Below are 20554 nucleotides of genomic sequence, written 5' to 3'. Positions count from 1 at the left end.
TATTTAGATTTCTGAGTCTAGCTTATCTCTGAGAAAATCCAGAAATACCCGAATTTTTGGTGAAATTAATTCCCGCTTTAGGTAGAGCGCATAGGTCGAGCTCAAAGGAGCACAGGGGCTAAATAGATCCTGTTCCAGTATTCGGACTAAGCTGCCATTTTTCAACTCATCTTTCACTGCCCACAGTGGAATTAAGGCAAAACCTGCATCGTTCAATAATAGTTGTTTCTGACCATTGACAGAATTGACCGTGAGCCCTTCAGAAATGGTCAATTTTTTAAAAGTATGGGGGGCTTAGTTTTCATAACGAACCATTCACGCCAGCCGGCATAGCCATATCTTATACAATCAAATTTATGTAAGTCGTTTGTTGATAGTGGCAGTCCATTATTGGTAATGTATTGAGGGCTCGAGCAGAGCAAGAAGTTATTATCGGTCAGTTTGCGGGCGATCAAGTTAGAGTCCGGCAGGTGACCGCTGCGTATGGCGATATCGACATTCTCCTCCACCATATCTATGACACGCTCGGTTAATTCCAGCTCAATTTTCACCTCCGGATATTGGTGTATAAACGCTGGGATCAATGGCAGCACACAACTTTCACCGAAGCCAACTGTCATGCTGACTTTCAAGTGACCCTTAGGGTTTTGCTGTAACTCATTTACCGCCCTGTGAGCCTCATCGAGCTCGGAGACGATACGCTGAGAATACTGATAATAGGTTAAGCCTGCTTCGGTTAAGCCTATATTACGGGTATTTCGATTGAGTAGGCGAATGCCAAGTTCTTTCTCCAATGCCACCAACTGGCGGGAGATGGAGGAGGGCTGAATATCGAAGATTCGACTCGCTTTCGAGATGCTGCCGGTTTCTACGACACAGTTAAAATAGTGCAACCGAGTGAATATGCTCATGAGTGTATCTCCATTTTGGTGTGATAAAGCTAGAATAGCATTATTGTCTAAAAGACAAAAATGCTTTGCTTTATGGTGCCTTGATGGTTTGTTAGGCAATAACTAAAATAGCTTCATTAACATTAACTAGCCATTCAATGATAGAGACGATAAATATGAAAGCCATGATCATAAAACAACTGGGTTCCAGCGATGTGTTCCAACTGGCCGAAAAAGCCAAGCCGGTATTGAAGTCAGGCCACATGCTGGTGGAAGTGAAAGCTTCGAGTGTGAATCCGTTAGATACTATGTTGCGCTCAAGCGACACTCCTTGGTCTGCTAATTTACCTGAAATACTCCACGGTGATGTTGCCGGTGTGGTGACTGAAGTGGCCGATGACGTGAGTCACTTCAAGGTTGGCGATGAGGTTTATGGCTGTGCGGGGGGAATTGCGGGTATCGATGGGGCATTAGCGGAATTTATGTTGGTCGATGCCGATTTAATGGCTCTTAAGCCTAAAACCTTGACCATGAGACAGGCTGCCGTGCTGCCTTTGGTGTCTATTACGGCATGGGAAGGCTTATGTCATAAACTCAAGGTAAAGCAAGGCGATAAGGTGCTGATCCATGGCGCAACGGGTGGGGTTGGCCATGTGGCAATTCAGTTAGCCAAACATCTTGGCGCCGAGGTCACCGCAACATCGACGCCGCGTAATATGAAGCTTGCCGCGAGTATAGGCGCCGATCACTTAGTCGATATCAAGGTGCAGTCTGTGTCCGACTATGTTCAACAGTACACCAAGGGCGTGGGGTTCGATGCCATATTCGATCCCGTGGCCGGTGACAATATTCAACTCAGCTTCGAAGCCGCTCGATTTAATGGTGCTGTTGCCACCACTTTACCCATCGATAATGTATTACAGGTGGCATTGAAGAGTTTGAGTTTTCACAGCGTGCTTATGCTTATCCCTATGGTCGAAGGCATTAATCGACAATCCCACGGTGAGATCTTAACTAAGATAGCCGAGTTGGTGGACTCTGGTATTATCAAACCTCTGCTCGATGAGTCTGACTTCACTATCTGGCAAGTCGCCGATGCACATGCTCGTTTAGAATCCGGCGCAGCAGTTGGAAAAATAGCATTAAGGGTGTAGTCACCACCTAGCTAGGCTGAATGTAGACAAGAATATTCATCACTTAGTCACCGATGTTTGCTATAAGAGGTAGCCCCCATATATGGTGCTACCTCTTTTTTGTTCAATCAGCCAGAGTAAATCAGTTTACTTTGGTATTTCTGTTACTTTTTAGATAAGCATGAGTCGCTCGAAAACTAATCACCTGAGTGAATGGTTACTATAATTAAAAGATGTTTAGTCAGCTGCCCTGAACAGAGTTAGGTATTTTTAACTTGTTTGGTAGCTCTTTTAACAGGACGGTCGCCATGTTCACATCACGTGTATTGGGGTCATTAATCTGTGTTCTCCTACTTTTATTTACTGACGTCGAAGTCGCAGTAGCAAACTCAAATGCCGAAATAAGCCAAGAACTCACCACGCTCTATCGCGCTGCCAGGAAAGTCATCTCAGTCAATCAACAACATATCAACGATGCTTCTATAGGTGATAAAGGGTTGTCGGGTGAATCTGTAAAAGAGCAGGCTCTGGTCAATTATGCACAGGCCAGTGGTATTCCCTTAGATACAGACCAACTCACCGATGCCCAGACTGCCATGTTGATTGCGGTCGTGGCTGTCATGGATGAAAATCAGGATTTAATCAATGAACAAGGTGTGGGATTTAAAGGTTTCTTACCCGCAATTTTTGCCCGGCAGGTGGCTAATAAGTTCAGTTCCAGTATGGCTGGAAAGATGAAAATCAAGTTAACGGCACCTAAGACTTATGTGAGAAATCGTGCTAACAGGCCTGATAAATGGGAGAACAATGTTATCGAAACCCTGTTTAAGAGTGCAGACTATATGAAGGGAGAGCCATTTTCTGAGGAATCTAAGGTCAAGGGCAAAGATGCCTTTAGATTTATCTTACCTGAATACTATGGTAAGTCATGTTTAGGCTGCCATGGCATGCCAAAAGGAGAGAGGGACATTACCGGTGGCAAGAAAGAGGGAGGTGTATTAGGTGAGTTAGGTGGAGCGATCAGCTTAATCATCTACCAGTAGAGGTAGTAGTGGTATGTTTAAAAATATGACTATATCGACCAAACTGGTTGCAGGCAGCTTTGGTTTCTCGGCTGTAATGGCATTTGCATTGATCTATGTGCTGACAACGGTTGAAAGTATCTCTTCGATTAGTGTTGAACAACAAGTGTTAGTCGAGCAGCAGATTAACGCGATTAGGCACCAGGAAGAGATGCAGCTTCTGCAGCGAGTAGAGCGTAATAAATACTTACTGGCGAGTGAGATCGATAAAGAGTTTCGGGAGCTCAGGGCCTGGCTGTTGGATCTGTCGGTTAGCTGGTTAAACGAAGCGGAAGATCAGGCAAATATCACCCAGGAACACCTTAATAGTAAGCTTGCGGAGCTGGCGACTCAAGACGGGGATTTAGCTAGGACACTCACAGATAAAACTCAGGCGTTTTATGATGTGATGCTTGAGGCTGTGGATGCTTATGTCGATGATAATCGAGTTAAAGGTAACTCATTGATTGCCGGCAGCAGACAGCAGGCTGAGGATATTGAGTTGTTGATTTTGCACTTTCAACAAGCCGCGGATAAAAACTTCGAACAGGTCAGCCTACAAGCGAAATCGGCGAGTGTGGACGTCACTCGTTCCGGAAATTTGGTGAGGGAGGCGGCTGACAGGATAGTTAACAAGACCGCTGAATTGTTCACCCTGTCACTCATATTACTTATCGTTATCATTCTATTGAGTATTATCTATACCTATGTGATGCGTAGAGAGATCTGTACCCCCATAGAACGGCTTCGCAGCACAGTTGAGTGTATCGAGAAACAGTCGGATCTGACTAGCCGCTTCGAAGTCAGGAGTATGGATGAAATTGGTGTCACAGGTGTCGCTTTCAACCGTATGATGGAGCAGTTTGGCACTATCGTGAGTAAGGTGACCGATGCTTGCCAGCAGCTCGATGCAGCGGTTTCCGATCTGGTGAATATTATGCAGGAGACCAAGCAGGGAGTCGTGCTACAGCAGCAATCTACTGAGCAAGTCGCTGCGGCAATCAATCAGATGGCCACTACGGTACAAGAAGTGGCCCAACATACCGAGCATGCAAAACAGGCAACACTTAATGCCACCGATGCAGCGAGTCATGGCCGTCAAATGGTAGAGAGTTCGGTTGAGCAAACTTTAGGCCTCTCAAAAATGATTTCAGATGCTAATCAGGCTATTGCTCGAGTTGAGAAAGATAGCAGCGTCATCGGGACTGTACTGGATGTGATTCGAGGCATATCCGAGCAGACCAACCTTCTGGCGCTCAATGCGGCGATCGAAGCGGCGAGGGCGGGTGAAGCGGGTCGAGGTTTTGCGGTTGTTGCAGATGAGGTACGTACATTGGCCCAGAGGACTCAAGATGCAACGGAAGAGATAAATAAGATTATCAGTAACCTGCAGTCGGGTACGCAACATGCGGTAAGTGTCATGTCCCAAGGTGATGACGATGCTAAATCTGTCGTTGACCAAGCAGAAAAAGCCGGTGCTGCGCTGAAGATTATCGAAGAGCAAATCACCGAAATTAATCAACTTAATGCCATGATTGATTCTTCTGCAGAGCAGCAAGCCTTGGTTGCCGCTGAGATTAATCAAAATATAGTGTCTATCAGTGATGGGTCAATTTCAACGACTCAGGCCGTAGAAAAAACCGTATCGGCCAGTGAAAACTTGTTGCAACTGTCACGACATTTAGCCAGCTTAGTCCAGCAATTTAAGGTCTAAGCCAACTCAATTCTATTAGCTTGGTTTATTACCACAAAGAGCCGCAATCGTGTCCAGCGGCTCTTTTTTTCAGCAATCCAATTACCTAGTTACACTGAGACTTACCTGCTTCATAACAAGTTGGCTGACGTGGACAAACAGCCCCTCTGGAGCAGATGAGTCTGGCTTGAGTATCTATGCCTCGCTCGACCCAGTTGATATTGAGAATTTTAGCCACACTGGTTAAGTCCTTCTTTATGGCCTTGGGGATCTCGGCTTCGCCGCCATGCTTAACGCAAGCTTGTTTTAATTCTGAGGCCATCGCATTAGCGTCTCCTCCCTGAGCTTCGATAGCGGGGTTGAGATCTATGCCGGCACAGAGTACGTGATTGTTGCCCGCCATATCTTTTACTCTTATTGACTCACAGCTGTAAATCCTAGGCTCATTGTCGACATCGAGTATCGACAGTTGTGCAGATGAGCCAGTACTGGTTTCATTGATTTTTCTAAATACAGCCCAATGCTGACAGGGGTCTTGAACTAAGCGCATATTGCCCCAGGGAAGTGGAATACCGTTGCCGCGATAGACGGCTTTTAATTTCCCTGGCGCATAGGCATCGAAATAATGCCAGTGGGGATAGGGAGAGACAACCGTCATGCGGCGCATGGCAACCGATGCGGACACCCCCACTTTTTCATGAACATTTATCTCATAGCCATGACGATCTAACATCTGCCTGAAAGGGACTTTGGGGCAAAGCAGGGCGCCGGCAAAGAAACTGGACTCAAAATCACGCCAGGCGTGGAGAATGTCCTGTGCATTGACCGTCGAAGACTGTGGTGTGCCATTGTCCATCTCGGTACTGACCTGACTTCGTCCAGTGGTGAGTACAGATTTCAATCCATCCTTGTTGTGCAATACACAGTGGCCTATGTGCACCGCCAGATCATACTTGAGTCGAGTCGGGTTCGATTTCAGGTGTTTATTGATATAGATGGTCGAAGGCGGTTCAAAAAATGAAGTCACTAGTTGAGTGGAGGTGGCCCCCATCTCATCAATAACATCTTTGGGGGCACGGTCGACCCATTTTATCTTGAGGCCCATACCCTTAGCGATATCCATGATATCTTCCTGGGCGAGTGGCAGGCGTTTCTGTCCTATCTCTTCGGCCGCACGTTCAAGATCCGGGAAGTGATTCTGATGATGTTCCTGATGGGCGCGGATCAAAAGATGAGCAAACTGTCGTCCGGTGACCCCTGTTTGTGACAACATCTCAGGTATGGCAATCTGTAATATATCTTTGGAAAACAAAAAACTTGGCTCCAGCGCCATGCCGTTTATGCCACCACGGCGGCCTTTATCTGGCGTGATAGCTTGATCTTCAGGTACATCATCTAAAAACCAATCGACCTCTTTCTGAAATACTGCCGCGATGACGGCTAACATGCCTGCACTGGGCACTCGTTTACCGCGCTCTATCATAGACAGGTATGACACTGAGGGGGCGGTTTCCGGGTCGACCCGAACACAACGAGCAGAAAGATCTTCCATGGTGAGATGGTTTCTTTTTCTTAGGTTACGAATTTTAGTACCAAGAAAATGTGATTTTCGCATTAAGCTTTTTGTTGTTCTCATTTTGTAAAATTCACACTGTATAATTTTAATTGTGAAATTGTAGTCAAAAATTAGCTAGACTACAAATCAAGCAATCGAGAAAGAATGAATATGAGTGACTCACTTGAAGTAAAAATGAAAAGCTAGGTGATAATTCAATTATAAAAATACTAGTCGTTTGTTAATAATGGAAAATAACCCGAGATTGATTTGAGAGGATAAGGCTATGGATATATCAACTATCAGCAGTGAATATGGCGAGCAAAACTTTACAAACCTTATCAATGCCGGAATTGTCAATGTGAAAACTGCAGAAGCAGTCACTGATACTGACATTATGGCTAATGCCAAACAGTTTCTGGATAACACCTTTCCATTAGCTAAAGGTTCTCATAAAGAGGTGCGTAGTTACGTGGTTTACTATCAACAGCTGTTGATGTTTTTTGCCGACGGAACCCATACGGGGCTGAAGAATTCAGGGCAATTTGTTGCGCTAAACGGCCATAAGAGTGAACCTGAAGCTATCTTGCTTAACAGTAACGGTACCCATGTGGAACTGAGTTTCGATCGCGGCGGCAAGACAGGTATTAAAGACCAGGCCCACATAGATGATGTCAGGCTGGAAGGCCATGAATATTGGATTAGCTTACTCAATATTGAAGAGAAGCGAATCATTGAAAACTCACAAGCTTCGCAAATCTTCACGGCAAAAGATGGCAGCGAGTATCCGCTTAAAGGCTAATACCAATTGATACTATAAATATAGAAAAGCCGGACAGACGCTAAGGTCTATCCGGCTTTTTGATGTTTGATTCAAGTCGCTAGGTTTTATCCAAGCAGCTAGTTGCCCCAGATATTGGTATTGAGCTGATTGTCATCATCGCTATTGTTATCAGAGTTAGCATTTGACCTGTTACTCGCCTCTCGTAGGCTCTTATCACTGGCCTGATAGTGATCATCTCTTGGCTTTCTTGCCGGTAAAGGTAATTTATTCATCTTCAAATAAAGATATTCAACCTTCTCTCTTGCCCAGAGGGTCTTACGCAGGAAGCGCAAGCTGGATTTAATACTTGGATCATGATTAAAGCAACGAACATCGATGCGAGCGCCTAGCTCTTCCCAGCCATAATGTTCGACTAAGTCGGTGAGTAGGTCTTCTAGCTTGATACCATGTAGTGGATTGTTTACTTGGGTCATGAGTTCATTAGATTAATTGATATTGAGTTAATTATATCAGTTAACCAGCAAGATTGAACAGGGGAGGTTTTAGCATAGGAGGAAAAGAGGGCGCATGCGCCCTCAACAAAATGTATAAAGCTGAATAGGTTTACTGGAAAGTAAGCTCCCAATTGTTGATGGTGCCAGTATCACGTCGAGCACTGTCTACCGCTTTTAGTGTCCAGTCACCTGCAGATTCAACACCTGTCATATCGACGGTGTAGCTTTGGACTATGTTGTTTGTGCTGCCGCCAGCGTTATCATGCAAGATAGCAAATTGACCCGATGGGCTATGCAGCTCGACTTGTAGATCACCAATATAAGTGTGGCTGATATTCACTTTCACTGTCACGGTTCCAGAGTCACCGGTTCGAGTGGCAGATATCGGGCTAGTAACGCCGACTGAGCTGTTATCAGGAATGGAGTAACCGTTAGTGTTGGTGTAGGTTGCCGGGCCACCTGTATTTCCGCCACCGCCAGTAGATTCCGTGAAATTAGCGACTAAGCTGACTCCGCTAAAGGCAGTGTAACCTTGAACCATCACGTAGTAAGTGCCGGCTTGCGCATTACTGATAGGACAAGACTCACTGTTGCCGCCTTCCCATGAGCGACAATCATAGCTGCCAGTGGTTGGCGCCGCTGCGTACTGCACATACATATCCGCATCGCCACTGCCGCCACTCATGGTAAAGCTCAAATCAGTTGCGTTAGCCGGGACATCGACAGAGAAATGAAGCTCGTCATTCTTAGCGCCTGCCAAGCTGTTTTTCGCTACACCGTTTTCAAGCACAAACTCTCCTGGACCTGTGCCCGGATCGGTAGGGCCATCACAAGAGGCATCGAGATAAGCCTTAGCGGCTACCGCATCGATAAGACCATAACCTGTTTGATTATCACGTCCAGCAGTACCAAGATCTTCCGCCGTTGCATTTAATGCTGAGCGGATTTGCATGGCGCTACACTCTGTATGATGACTCCATACTAATGTTGCCACACCCGATACATGAGGGGTCGCCATCGAGGTGCCGTTGTAGTATTCGTAATCTTCGTTTGCCGTGTTAGCGACAGTGATCGTTGAGCCTAACCGTGCTTGTAAGGCCTGACCCGTTGCGCGATCGACTGAGACAGAAACCAGTGGAGCTTCGTTGTTGGTATCGACGAGGAAGGGATTTTGTAGGCCCGGAAGTTCGGTATTACCATAGACGATAACTGCACTTGCTCCTGCCGAGTTACAGGCTTTAACTGCATCTATCTCGGGGTAGCTAGCGCCCTGATTACCGACGCGCTCAACTAAACAAACCTTAGCGTTCATATCGTCACAGTTAAAACTGCTACCAGAAACCGAACACTCTGCTAATTCTCCGGTGACACTGTCATTAACTGGAGTTCCAATATGGTCGGTGCCAGACTTTACATAACGATTATGTGGGACGATACCATTATCGAAGTAGGACTGGCCGTCGATGGTTATGTCGGCTAAACGTCCTTCACCCAATGTCACTGTCGATAGAATCGCTTCACCTGGACCTGAGATCTCAACCTGATTAGTGTATTGGGAAAATGCAGCATGATCTTTGTTGTTATCAACGGCTGCCACAGACATTACCGCATCGTAAGAAGCCGGATAGCTGTGAGTACTATCACCAGCGTTACCTGCCGCGGCAATTAATAGCACGCCATTATTCGCGTGAGCCGTCATGGCGTTCTTTTCTGTGGTGCTGGAATTGCCACCACCCAGAGACATAGTGACTACGTTAGCGCCGTTACTGACGCAAGTATCTATGGCCGAAACTAGAGATGAAGAGTACCCCCAACCAGCTTCGTTAAATACCTTGATCACATGAATGTTGGCTGTTTGGTTTGGCATCACACCAACAACCCCTGAGTTGTTGGCGATGGCTGCAATGGTGCCTGCCACATGAGTACCGTGAGCATTATTGTTACCTGGATCGAACCAGTTTCCAGTACCTGAATTATTGGTGCCCGTGACATTATTGCCACTCAAGTCACCATGGTCGCGATCGTAACCCGAATCGATAATACAGATGGTGCGATTACCAGCCATGGAGTCACTCAAGCTGGTAGCGCCCACATAGGTTTGACCCCATGGAGTTGTTTCACTCAGCAGGTGTCTGGGCATGTCTTCTTCAACATAATCAACATCTGAACGAAGACGAAGGGATTGAATACTCTTTGAGTCGAGTTTGGCTGTATAGCTATTACTGCGACCAATGCGCTTCATCTCTCTTGCAGAAACACTATTGAGTGCTCTGTGATGAGAGAAGACTTCGTTAGTTCTTGGCACATAGCTCATCACACTCATTTCATCAGACGCTGATTGGAAACTTGAAGCGGCTTGAGCATTTTTAAATTTTACAATATAGCGCTTAGGCAGCGGAGATGTTTGTTCAAAACCTGTAGCACTCGATTGAAGCCCCGGGGTAAAGGTCGGCGCAGCTTGCACATTAGCTGAAATGGCGATTGCCAAGGCAGATAAGCTGAGTGCAACAGATGTTGTTTTGCTTATTGTCATAGTTGTCTTCCATGTTAATTAGAATTAATCATTATTATTAGGTCTATTTTTAGTGGAAACTAAAATAAACTGGTTACTCGTCAGTGAATGTAACTGCATGTAATTGAATTGTAAAATTAACGTTAACGCTTTGGTGTTATTTTGCTGGAGGGGTAATTAAATCTTTACTGCATAGTTATTGCGTTTAAAACGCATTAATTCGCGGGTTTGGTAGGTAATTGTGAGTTGGTATGCGGATAGTGATGAAATCAATACATTTAGAATTCAATATCCTAAATGATTTTCATTGTGGTTTTTTAATGTTTTATTCTTGTAAGGTATTGAAAATATAGGTTAATAGCATTAGTTGATATTGGTTATAATATATTCTTAAAAGTAATATTGATGAGTGGGAACAACGCCAATTACTAAGGTTTGTCATAGGGTTAAGGTAAACTTTTGCCAAATTGAAGCTAATGCTGAGCCTCTAAAGCTTTAACTTTATCTAGCATGAGAAAGGGGGATTTGGACGAGTAATACCAATCGGTATTAAGAAGTGCTAAATACTCGCTGAGTGACCATACCTTTATACTGATTGGTATAAAGGTGCATAAAAAGTATGAATCTGAGGAGTCAGTGATCTAGACCAGGTGTATTATTAAGGTGTCGATAACTCTTCACAAGGTTTAGTGAGTTATCGACAAATCATGCTGAGCTAGTTGCTTAATTATTGTTTGTCATCTTGCTTAAACTGATTCAAAGTTTCAAAACCACCGCCATTATAGCTCTGAGTGAAACCTTCCGAGACTAAGGTATCGAAAGCGATACCGCTGCGTCGGCCACTGCGACAATAGAGTACAATTTGAGCGTCTTTGGCGATGTCGAGCATTTTTATTTCAGCGGCTATCTCTTCGAAAGGGATATTGATCGCGTTATCTAAATGTCCCGCCGCGAACTCCTCTGCCGTTCTGACATCGATCACTGTGGCCCCCGCATCTATCTTATCCCATGCGACTCTCGGGTCTTTATCAGCCGCCAAGGCGAATTGACTCATCAAGAGGCTAAGTAACGCGAAAATGACCATAAAGCTGTAATTTTGCATACTTCTATGGGCGATATTTATCTGATTCTTCACTTTATTTTCCTTATATTTATGAATGAATATGACGAGTTAGTTTAGATGCTTTTAATCTCTATACTTTTAACTTATAAACATTGGGCGCTTGCTAATGCATTAAGCAGAGCAAGCGTCGGCAACAATCTAAGGTTTCACTATTCAGTATAACGTTCGGAAGGCATAGGGTAAATGTGTACCCAAGTATCCTTACACAGGGGGAATCAATGCTACTTAAGCTAACTAATCTTTGAGATAATAAGTTAAGGTTGAGACGACTCTCACACGCTTGATATAAGGGGTATTGCTGTCCCTATCGGATATACTAAATTGGCCCTGAGAGGCATTTTTTATCTTACCGAGTACCGAATCTGAGTCCTGGGCAAACTTATCGGCTATTTGTCTGGCATTGGTCGTAGCGGCTTGCACCATAGCGGGCTTGACAGAGTTGAGCTCTGTGAACAGAAACTCAGTCCTACTGTTGTAATCTTGATTTGAGATAGCAATGCCTTCTTTGGCCAGCTCGAGCATATTTTGTCTGCTTTCTAAGAGAAGGTCGACTCTCTGGGTATAGATAGAGATGGTCACTTTGGCCGCGTAGCGGTATTTCACATTGGGGTCCACATATCCCTGTGCCTGCCTGTCTTCGATTGAGGGCTGAGAGCTGGATATCTCATCGATGGTAAAGCCTTGTTTAAGCAAGAAAGAGATCACCTTGTCTGTCTGAGTTTGTACCGTCTGATATAAGGTTGTGAGGTCATTGTCGACTTCGGTGAAGCGGATTGGCCAAATAGCGACATTGGCTTTAACTTCCTGTTCGGCAAGCCCCTTGACGGTAACCGTTCTATCCATGGACTTCATCTCGATTAGGCTATGTCCAATGCCATAGCCCAGCAGTGCCAGACCAAAACAGAGTAAGGAGCCTAATATAAGTGCACTTATCGCGTTGTTTTTATTCATTCTAATCCAATTCCTTGAGTGGAAACCTGAATAAATAGTATAGATTTATTTTGCTATTGAAATCTAGCTAAGAAGTTTTTAATAAGCGCATATCCTGATATTTTCTTCAGGCAGCAAAAAGCCGCACTGAATGCGGCTTTTTCATGACTATCAGGGACTAAATAAATTTAGAACTTGTAGTTGTACTGCATAGAGTAGTAAGTCGCATCAGAGCGAGTGCTGGCATGAATATCACCTACAACTTCACTCATTTCTGTCAGTGACACATCTTCACCGCGGACGAAGGCTATGCCGAAGTCGAGACTGGTGTGTTTAGACAGGTTGTAAGTTGCACCTGCTGTATACCAGTTACGATTTGAGTCCGGGATTGAGATAGAGCTGACCTCGCCGACTACGCCTTGGTCATGCATGTAACCGGCACGAAGTGTCCAAGTGTCATTAAGTGTGTAAGTACCACCGACGCTGAATAACCAAGAGTCATCCCATGCGTAATGTTTAAGTTGAACATCACCTGGGTCCGAAACTGAAATCTCATCAAAATCGCCCCATGTGCTTAACTGAGCCGTGTAGTGAACGGCAAACTTGTCAGTCAGCTGATGAAAACCTGCAACCTGGAAGATATCAGGCATAGGGATATTGATCTCTTCAAAATCAACTCCACCGTAGTTCACGGTACCATCTGCACTCATTTCTGGACTGAAACGATAACTGATGCCGAAACGGTTATCAGCATTGATTTCATAAACTGCACCGACGATACCACCGAATGCGACGCCATCGGCATCAACATCAACTAGATCAACTGGTACGTATGAACCACCTTCACCTAATGGTAACTCTCCAGAACGAGTCAAGGTGCCTTGGCCATAGATAATATCGACACCAGCACCGACGCTGAAATGTTCGTTGATGCGGTAAGAGGCACTTAGATTGAAGTTAATGGTGGTGACTTCTGTTTTACCAAGTAAGTCTACAGGTGCGGGAACTTTTACACCGCCACCTACAGGAACAGGGTTCGATAACTCACTAGTATCGGTACCTGTACCGAAGTTACTGAACATAGCCACACCGTAAGCGAACTTGTCGTTTACCGGGTTAATATAGTAAAAGTTAGGGATGATCTTGGCTTCCGCCGCATCATCGACAGAACCATAGTTCAGACCTGTATCGCCATGAGTAACATCGCTAACCTGAACCTGTACATCGGCATAAGTCAGGCCCATAGAGAGTTGCTTCTCATCAAACAGCGCCATAGCTGCCGGGTTGCGAGATAGCACAGAAGCGTTATCTGCGATGACGGCGTCACCAGCGAAAGCACGGCCAATTCCGGTAGCCGATTGGCTGTTTAATTGAAAACCTGCGGCCATAGCTTGTGTACTTGCAAGCGTAACGGCGATAGCTAATAAAGTCTTGTTGAAGTTTTTCATCATTATCATCTCTGTAATTTTAGGACCGGAAATTCAAACTCAGCTTTTGTCCGCTTTTTTAAAGTTTGATGTGAGTCCACTTGTTAGACCAGTGCATCTTAGGGTTGGTTTTTCCCACCAACAACTCCGACCAGTTGCAAATGTCAGTTGCATTTTTGTTAATTAAATCATGAGTTTTGAGGTTATTGATGTGTGTGTATTTTAACCGTGAGCTGGAGCGCCTATCATGAGGCGTATCAAGGCTTTTACTGGGTTTGAATTTACGTTGCGGGCTTGTGAAAAATAGGGTTGAAAATAAATAAAAAAAATAGCGTACACGTGTACGCTATTTTGGGTTTTTGAGGGGCTAACGTCTTATTTTTAGTGCTTATAGTTTTGAAGTAAATACTCTAAACTGCTCTTTTACCTTATCGGAAGGGGCAGATATTTTACTCACAATCACACCTGATAGCGTTGCTAAAATGAAGCCTGGTAAGATTTCATAGATATCGAAGATGCCACCAGAAAGCTGTTTCCAGATCACAACTGTGAATGCACCGACTATGATAGTCGCCACCGCACCATTTCGACTGTAAGCACTCCAGAAGAGCGAGAGTAACACCACAGGACCAAATGCCGCGCCAAACCCTGCCCATGCATAACTCACTAGTCCAAGAACGCTGCTTTCTGGGTTGAGTGCAACGATACCGGCGATAATGGCAATCGCGAGTACGCCGATACGGCCCACTAACATCAGTTCTTTGCTGCTGGCTTCTGGGCGTAGCCACTTCTTATAGAAATCTTCGGTGATGACACTAGAGCAGACCAAGAGCTGTGAATCTATGGTGCTCATGATGGCCGATAAAATCGCGGCGATAAGCAGACCGCCGATCCATGGGTTAAATGCTGCATGTGCCAGGTGGATGAAAACGGTCTCAGGATTGGCCAATGGATCGTTGGCGAAGTACAGGCTACCGGCTATGCCCGTTGCTAATGCACCTATGAGGGCGATAACCATCCAGCTCATGGCGATACGACGCGATAGCGGAATATCATTGGCACTCTTGATGGCCATGAATCGAGACAGGATATGTGGTTGACCGAAATAACCTAAGCCCCATGCGAGAAGTGAGATTAAGCCGATGACAGTGGTGCCTTCATTGAACATGGAAAGCATGGCCGGGTCGATACTGTCTAGACCATTTTGGGTTTCAGGCTGACTGAAGATAGCCACCGGGACGATTAATAGGGCAACCAACATCAAACAACCCTGGAAGAAGTCGGTCCAACTGACGGCAAAGAATCCACCGACAAAGGTGTATGCGACAATAATGGTCGAGCCGATAATCAAGGCTAAGGTGTAATCTAGGCCGAAGACTTTTTCAAACAGTATCGCACCGCCTACCATGCCAGACGAAGCATAGAAGGTGAAGAAGACTAGAATAGTGACCGCTGAAACCAGCTTGAGTAAGCCTTTGCTGTCTTCGAAGCGTTTCTCGAAGAAGTCGGGTAGAGTGAGGGCGTTATCGGTAAATTCCGTGTATATACGAAGACGCTTGGCCACGAAGAGCCAGTTTAACCAGGCGCCAAAGACCAGACCTATACCAATCCAAGCTTCGCCTAATCCACCCAAATAAACTGCACCGGGTAATCCTAGTAATAGCCAGCCTGACATATCAGATGCACCAACACTCAATGCGGTGACGGCCGGGCCCATGCTTCTGCCACCTAAGATATAATCGTCAACTGAGTCTGTCGCTTTATAGGCCCATAGGCCGATCCCCATCATTAGGGCGAGATAGCCGATGAAGGTAACTAATATCGGTAATTCAATATCCATGCTTATGCCATTATTATTTATTTTAAAATGTGGGCGACATGCTAGCAGATGTTAGATGCGAAGCTCAATATTGATTGGAAATGTGAAGCTGGTAGGTCCTGTGGTGACCCGGTGTCACCACAGGTTGTTACGAGTTTAGATGAATATTTGTTGAATCTCTTCCTCTACGTAACTTATGTCTGCATCATTTTCACTAACGAGTAACATGTAGGCGTTGTCGGTTGTGAAACCTCTTCCCTTGTACTTGTCATCGGCAAAGGCTTGTTCGAGCACCATACGCTCCTCAATGGGGACGATAAAGAGGGTAACCTTGCTATGCTCTCCCTGCATAACCAGATGTAGGCTCTTCACGCCTTGAAAGTCACAAAAAGTGCTGTAATAGACTTTACCGGGTTGTTGAGTGAACTTGGCATTGCCTATTGTACCCATAGAAGCCAGCTGAAAATTAACATCCTTAAAGCTGACATTTTGATCTACGCTCAGTGCTTTAGTCTCATGATACACATGGGCGAGGGCATGTTGCCCTAGATCGACGGGAGCCATCCTTAATAGGGTGAAACTGATCCCTGCGATAAAAGCGATTGATGCGACAAGCGCCAACGTAAACCCGGACTTACGTCTCTGTCTCTGATGCTGATGCAGCTGTTGATTAAGCAGCAATTTGGCCACTAAATCTTCCGGTACATCAATTTTTAAGGCTCGCTCAAGTTTTTTATCGAGCTTCTTTAATTCATTGACGAAAGCTGCACGTTCAGGGGCAACTTGCATCGCCGCTAAAAAATCATCGTCCTGACAGTTTGGCTCTCCATAGGCTTGACGTCTAAACTTCAGCTCATCCATTGGATTGACCTCTTACTTGTGGTTGTTCTATTAAATCTTTTAACTGGTTTCTGGCACGAAACAGTCGAGTCATTACGGTATTACGGTTGAGATCTAATATTTTTGCAATCTCTTCGCCGCTAAAGCCACCAATAACTTGTAAAATTAAAGGTTCACGGTATTCGATCTCTAATTTTGAGATCTGTCTGCGGATCAGATGCTGCTCTGCATTATCTTCGGTGCTCGTGGAGATATGATCTTCCAGTTGCTCTTGCTCAATATCTGAGTAATCGAACTGTTTCCTCTCGAATCGACGGGCATTCTCTCTTCTCACTATGGTGATAAGCCAGGCTTTAGCCGCTTTATCATCCTTTAATGACTCGAGTGAGCGCCAGGCTCTGAGAAAAGTCTCCTGAGTGATATCTTCCGCAATATGCTTATCCCCGCATAACCAGTAGGCGTAGCGGAATATATCTGCATGGAGTGCCCTGACAAGGCTATCGTATCGTCTTTGTTTACTTAGCATGTCAGAATTGACCGAGGAATCGGGTTTTTTATTTCGCAGGCGATTAAACATTTTTAAATTAGTGCTCGATTAACTACCACAATAGTGGCTAGCTTAACCTGCTTGAAGGGAATGGCAAGAAGTTAACTATAACTTCTTGCCAAAGGCGTTGAGAGGTCTACTTAGGATTAAGATCCACCAGTGCAGAGGTCCGCTGCTGAACCTTCTTATTTTTCGATGATTTCACCGCTTCGATGATCATCTGATAATTCACTGGAGTTTGTTCCTTACTGAAGGCGCTGATCTGCAGCTGCGAAATGACCTGGTTCAGCTCGAGAGATAATCCGGCAATATCGGCAAGGCTCATGGAGCGAGAATGTTGCTTACTGTAATGAGTTTGAAGCGCCGTCAATACTTTTCCGGCGTTTTCCTCTTTACAGGCAGCTTCCAACGTCGATAAGTTAGTTCCTTGCTTAGCCGTTAGGACGGGGGAGGCTTGGCGTTGAACATTCTCATTGTTGCTTACTGCATCAGGTATGTTGTGGGTCGATGCCGAGTCACCCTGGTTAGTGGTGAGTTGTTTAATCTGACTGCGACTCTTTTGCCAGAGCGCTAAGGTGGCTAACCATAAGGCGGCAAAGATTAAGCTTAACCAAGGCCAGTAGTCCGATGTATCTGTAGCAGAAGTATTAGTTATCTGAGGTAAATTGATTTCTGCTACGTCGCTGCCTATCACTGTGATGGTTCTGGCGGGGAGCATCGCTTGCTCCTGACGTTTAGTGTGAGGATTCCACCAAGGCACTGTGACGGCCGGTAAGGTGTACTCTCCGGCTTTGGTTGGCACTATGGCTAAGGTTTGGGTCAGCTGTGACACCATCTGTTTATCTCGCAAGAACGTCTTGCGTACCGGCTTCTCCGGGTAGGTTTTAAGATCTTGGGGGACTGGTATTAGGATCTCCGGTAAGCTAGTGTCATCCGTATTCGATGCCAGTAAACTGATGGTACGTGTGATAGGGTTCCCGACTTGATATTCCTGAGTCTCTTCCGGCCAGTCTTCACTTAGCGCGACCAGATCTGATACTAACCATTCACCGTGATACTCATTGGGTATAGGGTTAATAAGTAAGATAGATTTCGCGGCTCTGGCTTCCATGGGGCGGCTTTCATTGAAAGAGAACATGCCGCCTCGACGAGAGCCTTGCACTAACACATCGCCCGAAAAACCTGTGCCGTCTATGGTCAGTTCTCCGGGTTGATCGGCAATGATGCCGTATGTGCGTTCGATGACTCGGTAGCGGCGGCCATTGAAAATTTCTGTCGTATCGACATCTTCACCCAGTTGCTTGATCTGTGCACCATCTAAGTTAGGGGCACTTAACAGCCCTCGCTGAAGATCCACCGCTAAGAAGAGTTTCACTTTATAGATGATGAGTTGTCCCACATAGGCTTCTTCAGTGGATAAGCTGGTACGTATAAACAGGTTCCTCATCTGCTGGGGTTGACTGCCTGCAGCGACGACACTGAGTTCGATAGGTGTAGATTCGACTCCGTCTATGCTCAAAGAGGGGATCAAGATAGTGCCGGCATGCTTAGGTGCCAAGAGGATTTGCCAACGAGTTTGCTTTCTCGAGTCGAAATTAACAATTTGTGTGCTGCGGCTGACACTGGTGCGTCCCACAATGAAGTCTTTGAGCAGGGGGATGTATCTAGATCCCCGGTTTTGACATCATCGTCGGCACTGATGGTCAGTACTAAATATTCCTTTTCAACGGCAGGGTTTCTATCGACAGTTGTTTCCAGCTGGCTAATGGCAAAAGTGGGAATGGAAAAAACTAGCGTCATTAAGGCTAGTAATAAACGTCTGGAAACTACCATTGCTGCTGATCCTTAGAGTTAGCATTTTGTCTTGCACGTTTTTGATATTCGAGTTGCATCTTATTTCTCAGTAAAACTTGCGGGTCGTCGACCAGAGATCTTAACGCACGCTCCATCTCAGGAGGAAGTGCTTCTGGTCCTTCATGCATTTGAGCCGCTTGGGCTTTTGCCTGAGCTTCTTCCTCTGGATTTTCATCGGCTGCTTGGGCGTTTTGCGAACGAGCCTGCTGCTCTTGCTCTTCTTGACTATCATGGCTGTTGGTTTGTTTGTCCTGCTCACTGTCTTGGTTATCTTTTTGAGACGGCAGTTTGTCCGGATCGGCCTGCATGTCGGCATCGTTATTCTTACTTTTTGAGTCTTGATTTTCTGAGCTCTTTTCTTCCGAGCTTTTATCTTCCGGGCTCTGATCTCCTGAATCCTCTTTATCTGAGGCACTGTCTTGCTGTGAGTCATTGGATTGTGATTGCTGCTCTTGATCAGATTTTTGCTGCTTATCTTTGTCTGAGTCTTTGTCGGCATTGTCCTCAGACTTTTCTTGTGAGTCTGACTTGTCTTGATCTGGGCTATCTTGCTTCTGTTGCGCTAATTTTTTGGCAAGTTCTAGGTTATCCTTTGCACCAGTCAATTCCGGGTTTTGTACTAATGCCTCTTGATAACGTTTTATCGCCTCATCATATTTATTCTGCTGCATCAAGCTGTTGCCTTGATTGAACAAGCCGCTAGCGGAGTTATCCTGTTCGAACAATGACAAAGCCTCATCATACTCTCCAGCCTTATAAAGGGCGCTGGCTTGCCATTGAGGAGATGTAAAGGAATCTGATGCCTGCTGATAATCCTCTGCCTGATAGGCTTGCATTCCTTGTTGATCTTGGGTTTGCCAGAGATTGTCCCAGGTCGATGCCTGAACCGGAGTTGGGATATAGACGATAAAGAGTGCAACGACCGCAACCAATCCATGCCTGAAACTAAGCAATACAGGCAGCAGGAGTAATAGCGCGATATAGGGGCCAGCATCTTGCCAGATCTCTCCATCGAGTTCGGTTGCCTTAGTATCGCCGGTTGTCGACAACCAGTTTTGCATCTGCTCGAGATCCCGCCCATCACTTCTATAGGGAATTAATACACCATCTGCAGCCTGTGTCAGCTCATTGAGCAACGAATAGTTCGTCTTAGCGACGACTACTTGGTCGGCATTATCCCTGAGTAGCTGTCCATCTGGCAGACGAATGGGTGAGCCTTGCTCACTGCCAAAAGCCATAATGGCTAAGCGGTATTGGGTGTCTTGTAAGACGGCTTTTGCTGCACGCATCTGTTGAGTCGATACGCCGTCTGTGAGCAATAAGATGTCACCGCGTATGTGTCCTCCTTGAGCGAGTAGGTTTTTCCCTTGTTCCAACGCTGCTACTAAGTTAGAGCCTCGAACCGGCATTATATCCGGTGATAAGGTTGGCAGTAGGTTGAGTAAGGTTGCTCTATCCCGCGTCAAGGGGCTGATGGTGAAAGCATCCCCTGCATAGGCGATGAGTCCGGTTTCACCCTCTTCAAGTGCGTCGATAAGGTCGGTAGCTTTAAATTTTGCTTGTGACAATCTATTGGGGGACAGATCGCTTGCGTACATAGACAGAGACATATCCATGACGATAACTCTGCCCTGAGCCGCTTCGTATACTGGCAGAGATTGCTTAGTGAACGCGGGTCCCGACAAGGCAAGCACGGCCACGAGCCAAGCTAATCCGAGATACCATAACTTGCTGCGCTTTATCTCGTTAGTCTGGGTGACTAACAGAGAGGCTAGATGGGGAGCAATGTAACGATTCCATGTCGAGTTTTTTCGTTCAATGCGCCACAGTAATAGGATGAGGATTATCAGAGGGATGAGTGCGAAAAACCACTCAGGTCGAAGAAAATGCAT

At 45.6% G+C, this 20554-nt stretch carries 16 protein-coding genes and 1 pseudogene; 4 read left to right on the top strand and 13 right to left on the bottom strand.

The features are described 5' to 3' along the window. Positions 1-3 precede the first annotated feature (3 nt). Together FM037_RS30475 and FM037_RS18700 are read right to left on the bottom strand one after the other, a co-directional pair. The gene (locus FM037_RS30475; RefSeq protein WP_407695606.1) at positions 4-273 is read right to left on the bottom strand and encodes a LysR substrate-binding domain-containing protein; all 270 of its coding nucleotides are present in this window, start codon (positions 271-273) and stop codon (positions 4-6) included. Beyond that, positions 270-911, bottom strand: coding sequence for a LysR family transcriptional regulator (locus tag FM037_RS18700; RefSeq protein WP_407695605.1), 642 nt, complete (start codon positions 909-911; stop codon positions 270-272). The genes FM037_RS30475 and FM037_RS18700 overlap by 4 nt, the downstream gene beginning before the upstream one ends. Positions 912-1066: 155 nt before the next feature. Between FM037_RS18700 and FM037_RS18695 the strand changes: the two genes are divergently transcribed. From FM037_RS18695 to FM037_RS18685, 3 genes are all read left to right on the top strand, one after another. Beyond that, on the top strand, positions 1067-2044 hold the full coding sequence (locus tag FM037_RS18695; protein ID WP_144047223.1) for a zinc-dependent alcohol dehydrogenase family protein: 978 nt from the start codon (positions 1067-1069) through the stop codon (positions 2042-2044). 287 nt (positions 2045-2331) lie between these two features. Further along, positions 2332-3066: a c-type heme family protein gene (locus tag FM037_RS18690; RefSeq protein WP_144047222.1), complete on the top strand. Its 735-nt coding sequence runs from the start codon at positions 2332-2334 to the stop codon at positions 3064-3066. A 13-nt stretch (positions 3067-3079) separates the two neighbouring features. Beyond that, a complete protein-coding gene (locus FM037_RS18685) occupies positions 3080-4798 on the top strand; it encodes a methyl-accepting chemotaxis protein (protein ID WP_144047221.1) in 1719 nt (572 codons plus the stop codon). Between the two features lie 85 nt (positions 4799-4883). Here FM037_RS18685 and FM037_RS18680 read toward each other — a convergent pair whose 3' ends face one another. Then, entirely contained in the window at positions 4884-6413 is a 1530-nt protein-coding gene (locus FM037_RS18680; protein ID WP_144047220.1) for a DUF3612 domain-containing protein, read from the bottom strand. 205 nt (positions 6414-6618) lie between these two features. Between FM037_RS18680 and FM037_RS18675 the strand changes: the two genes are divergently transcribed. After that, positions 6619-7134, top strand: coding sequence for an aldolase/citrate lyase/malate synthase family protein (locus tag FM037_RS18675; protein WP_144047219.1), 516 nt, complete (start codon positions 6619-6621; stop codon positions 7132-7134). Positions 7135-7232: 98 nt separating this feature from the next. Here FM037_RS18675 and FM037_RS18670 read toward each other — a convergent pair whose 3' ends face one another. The 10 genes and pseudogenes from FM037_RS18670 to FM037_RS18625 form a co-directional block, all read right to left on the bottom strand. Beyond that, on the bottom strand, positions 7233-7589 hold the full coding sequence (locus FM037_RS18670; protein ID WP_144047218.1) for a VF530 family protein: 357 nt from the start codon (positions 7587-7589) through the stop codon (positions 7233-7235). A gap of 130 nt (positions 7590-7719) precedes the next feature. After that, a complete protein-coding gene (locus tag FM037_RS18665; RefSeq protein WP_144047217.1) occupies positions 7720-10143 on the bottom strand; it encodes a S8 family serine peptidase in 2424 nt (807 codons plus the stop codon). Positions 10144-10849: 706 nt separating this feature from the next. Further along, positions 10850-11224 (bottom strand): rhodanese-like domain-containing protein, encoded by a 375-nt coding sequence (locus FM037_RS18660; protein WP_144049039.1) that lies wholly within the window; start codon positions 11222-11224, stop codon positions 10850-10852. A 255-nt stretch (positions 11225-11479) separates the two neighbouring features. Then, a complete protein-coding gene (locus FM037_RS18655; protein WP_144047216.1) occupies positions 11480-12196 on the bottom strand; it encodes an SIMPL domain-containing protein in 717 nt (238 codons plus the stop codon). A 167-nt stretch (positions 12197-12363) separates the two neighbouring features. After that, positions 12364-13623, bottom strand: coding sequence for an OmpP1/FadL family transporter (locus tag FM037_RS18650; protein ID WP_144049038.1), 1260 nt, complete (start codon positions 13621-13623; stop codon positions 12364-12366). A 367-nt stretch (positions 13624-13990) separates the two neighbouring features. Beyond that, complete coding sequence (putP, locus tag FM037_RS18645) at positions 13991-15442, bottom strand: sodium/proline symporter PutP (protein WP_144047215.1); 1452 nt, start codon at positions 15440-15442, stop codon at positions 13991-13993. Between the two features lie 135 nt (positions 15443-15577). Beyond that, positions 15578-16282, bottom strand: a complete 705-nt coding sequence (locus tag FM037_RS18640; protein WP_144047214.1) for a DUF3379 domain-containing protein — start codon at positions 16280-16282, stop codon at positions 15578-15580. Continuing rightward, entirely contained in the window at positions 16275-16838 is a 564-nt protein-coding gene (locus tag FM037_RS18635) for a sigma-70 family RNA polymerase sigma factor (protein ID WP_144047213.1), read from the bottom strand. The genes FM037_RS18640 and FM037_RS18635 overlap by 8 nt, the downstream gene beginning before the upstream one ends. 106 nt (positions 16839-16944) lie before the next feature. Continuing rightward, a pseudogene (locus FM037_RS18630) lies at positions 16945-18641 on the bottom strand (BatD family protein). Beyond that, the gene (locus FM037_RS18625; RefSeq protein WP_144047212.1) at positions 18635-20554 is read right to left on the bottom strand and encodes a vWA domain-containing protein; all 1920 of its coding nucleotides are present in this window, start codon (positions 20552-20554) and stop codon (positions 18635-18637) included. Before FM037_RS18625 ends, FM037_RS18630 begins: the two are co-directional and overlap by 7 nt.

The sequence above is a fragment of the Shewanella psychropiezotolerans genome (genome assembly GCF_007197555.1).
Lineage (GTDB): Bacteria > Pseudomonadota > Gammaproteobacteria > Enterobacterales > Shewanellaceae > Shewanella > Shewanella psychropiezotolerans.
Note: the sequence above shows the minus strand (reverse complement) of the source record. Positions and strands in the feature narration are given on the sequence as shown.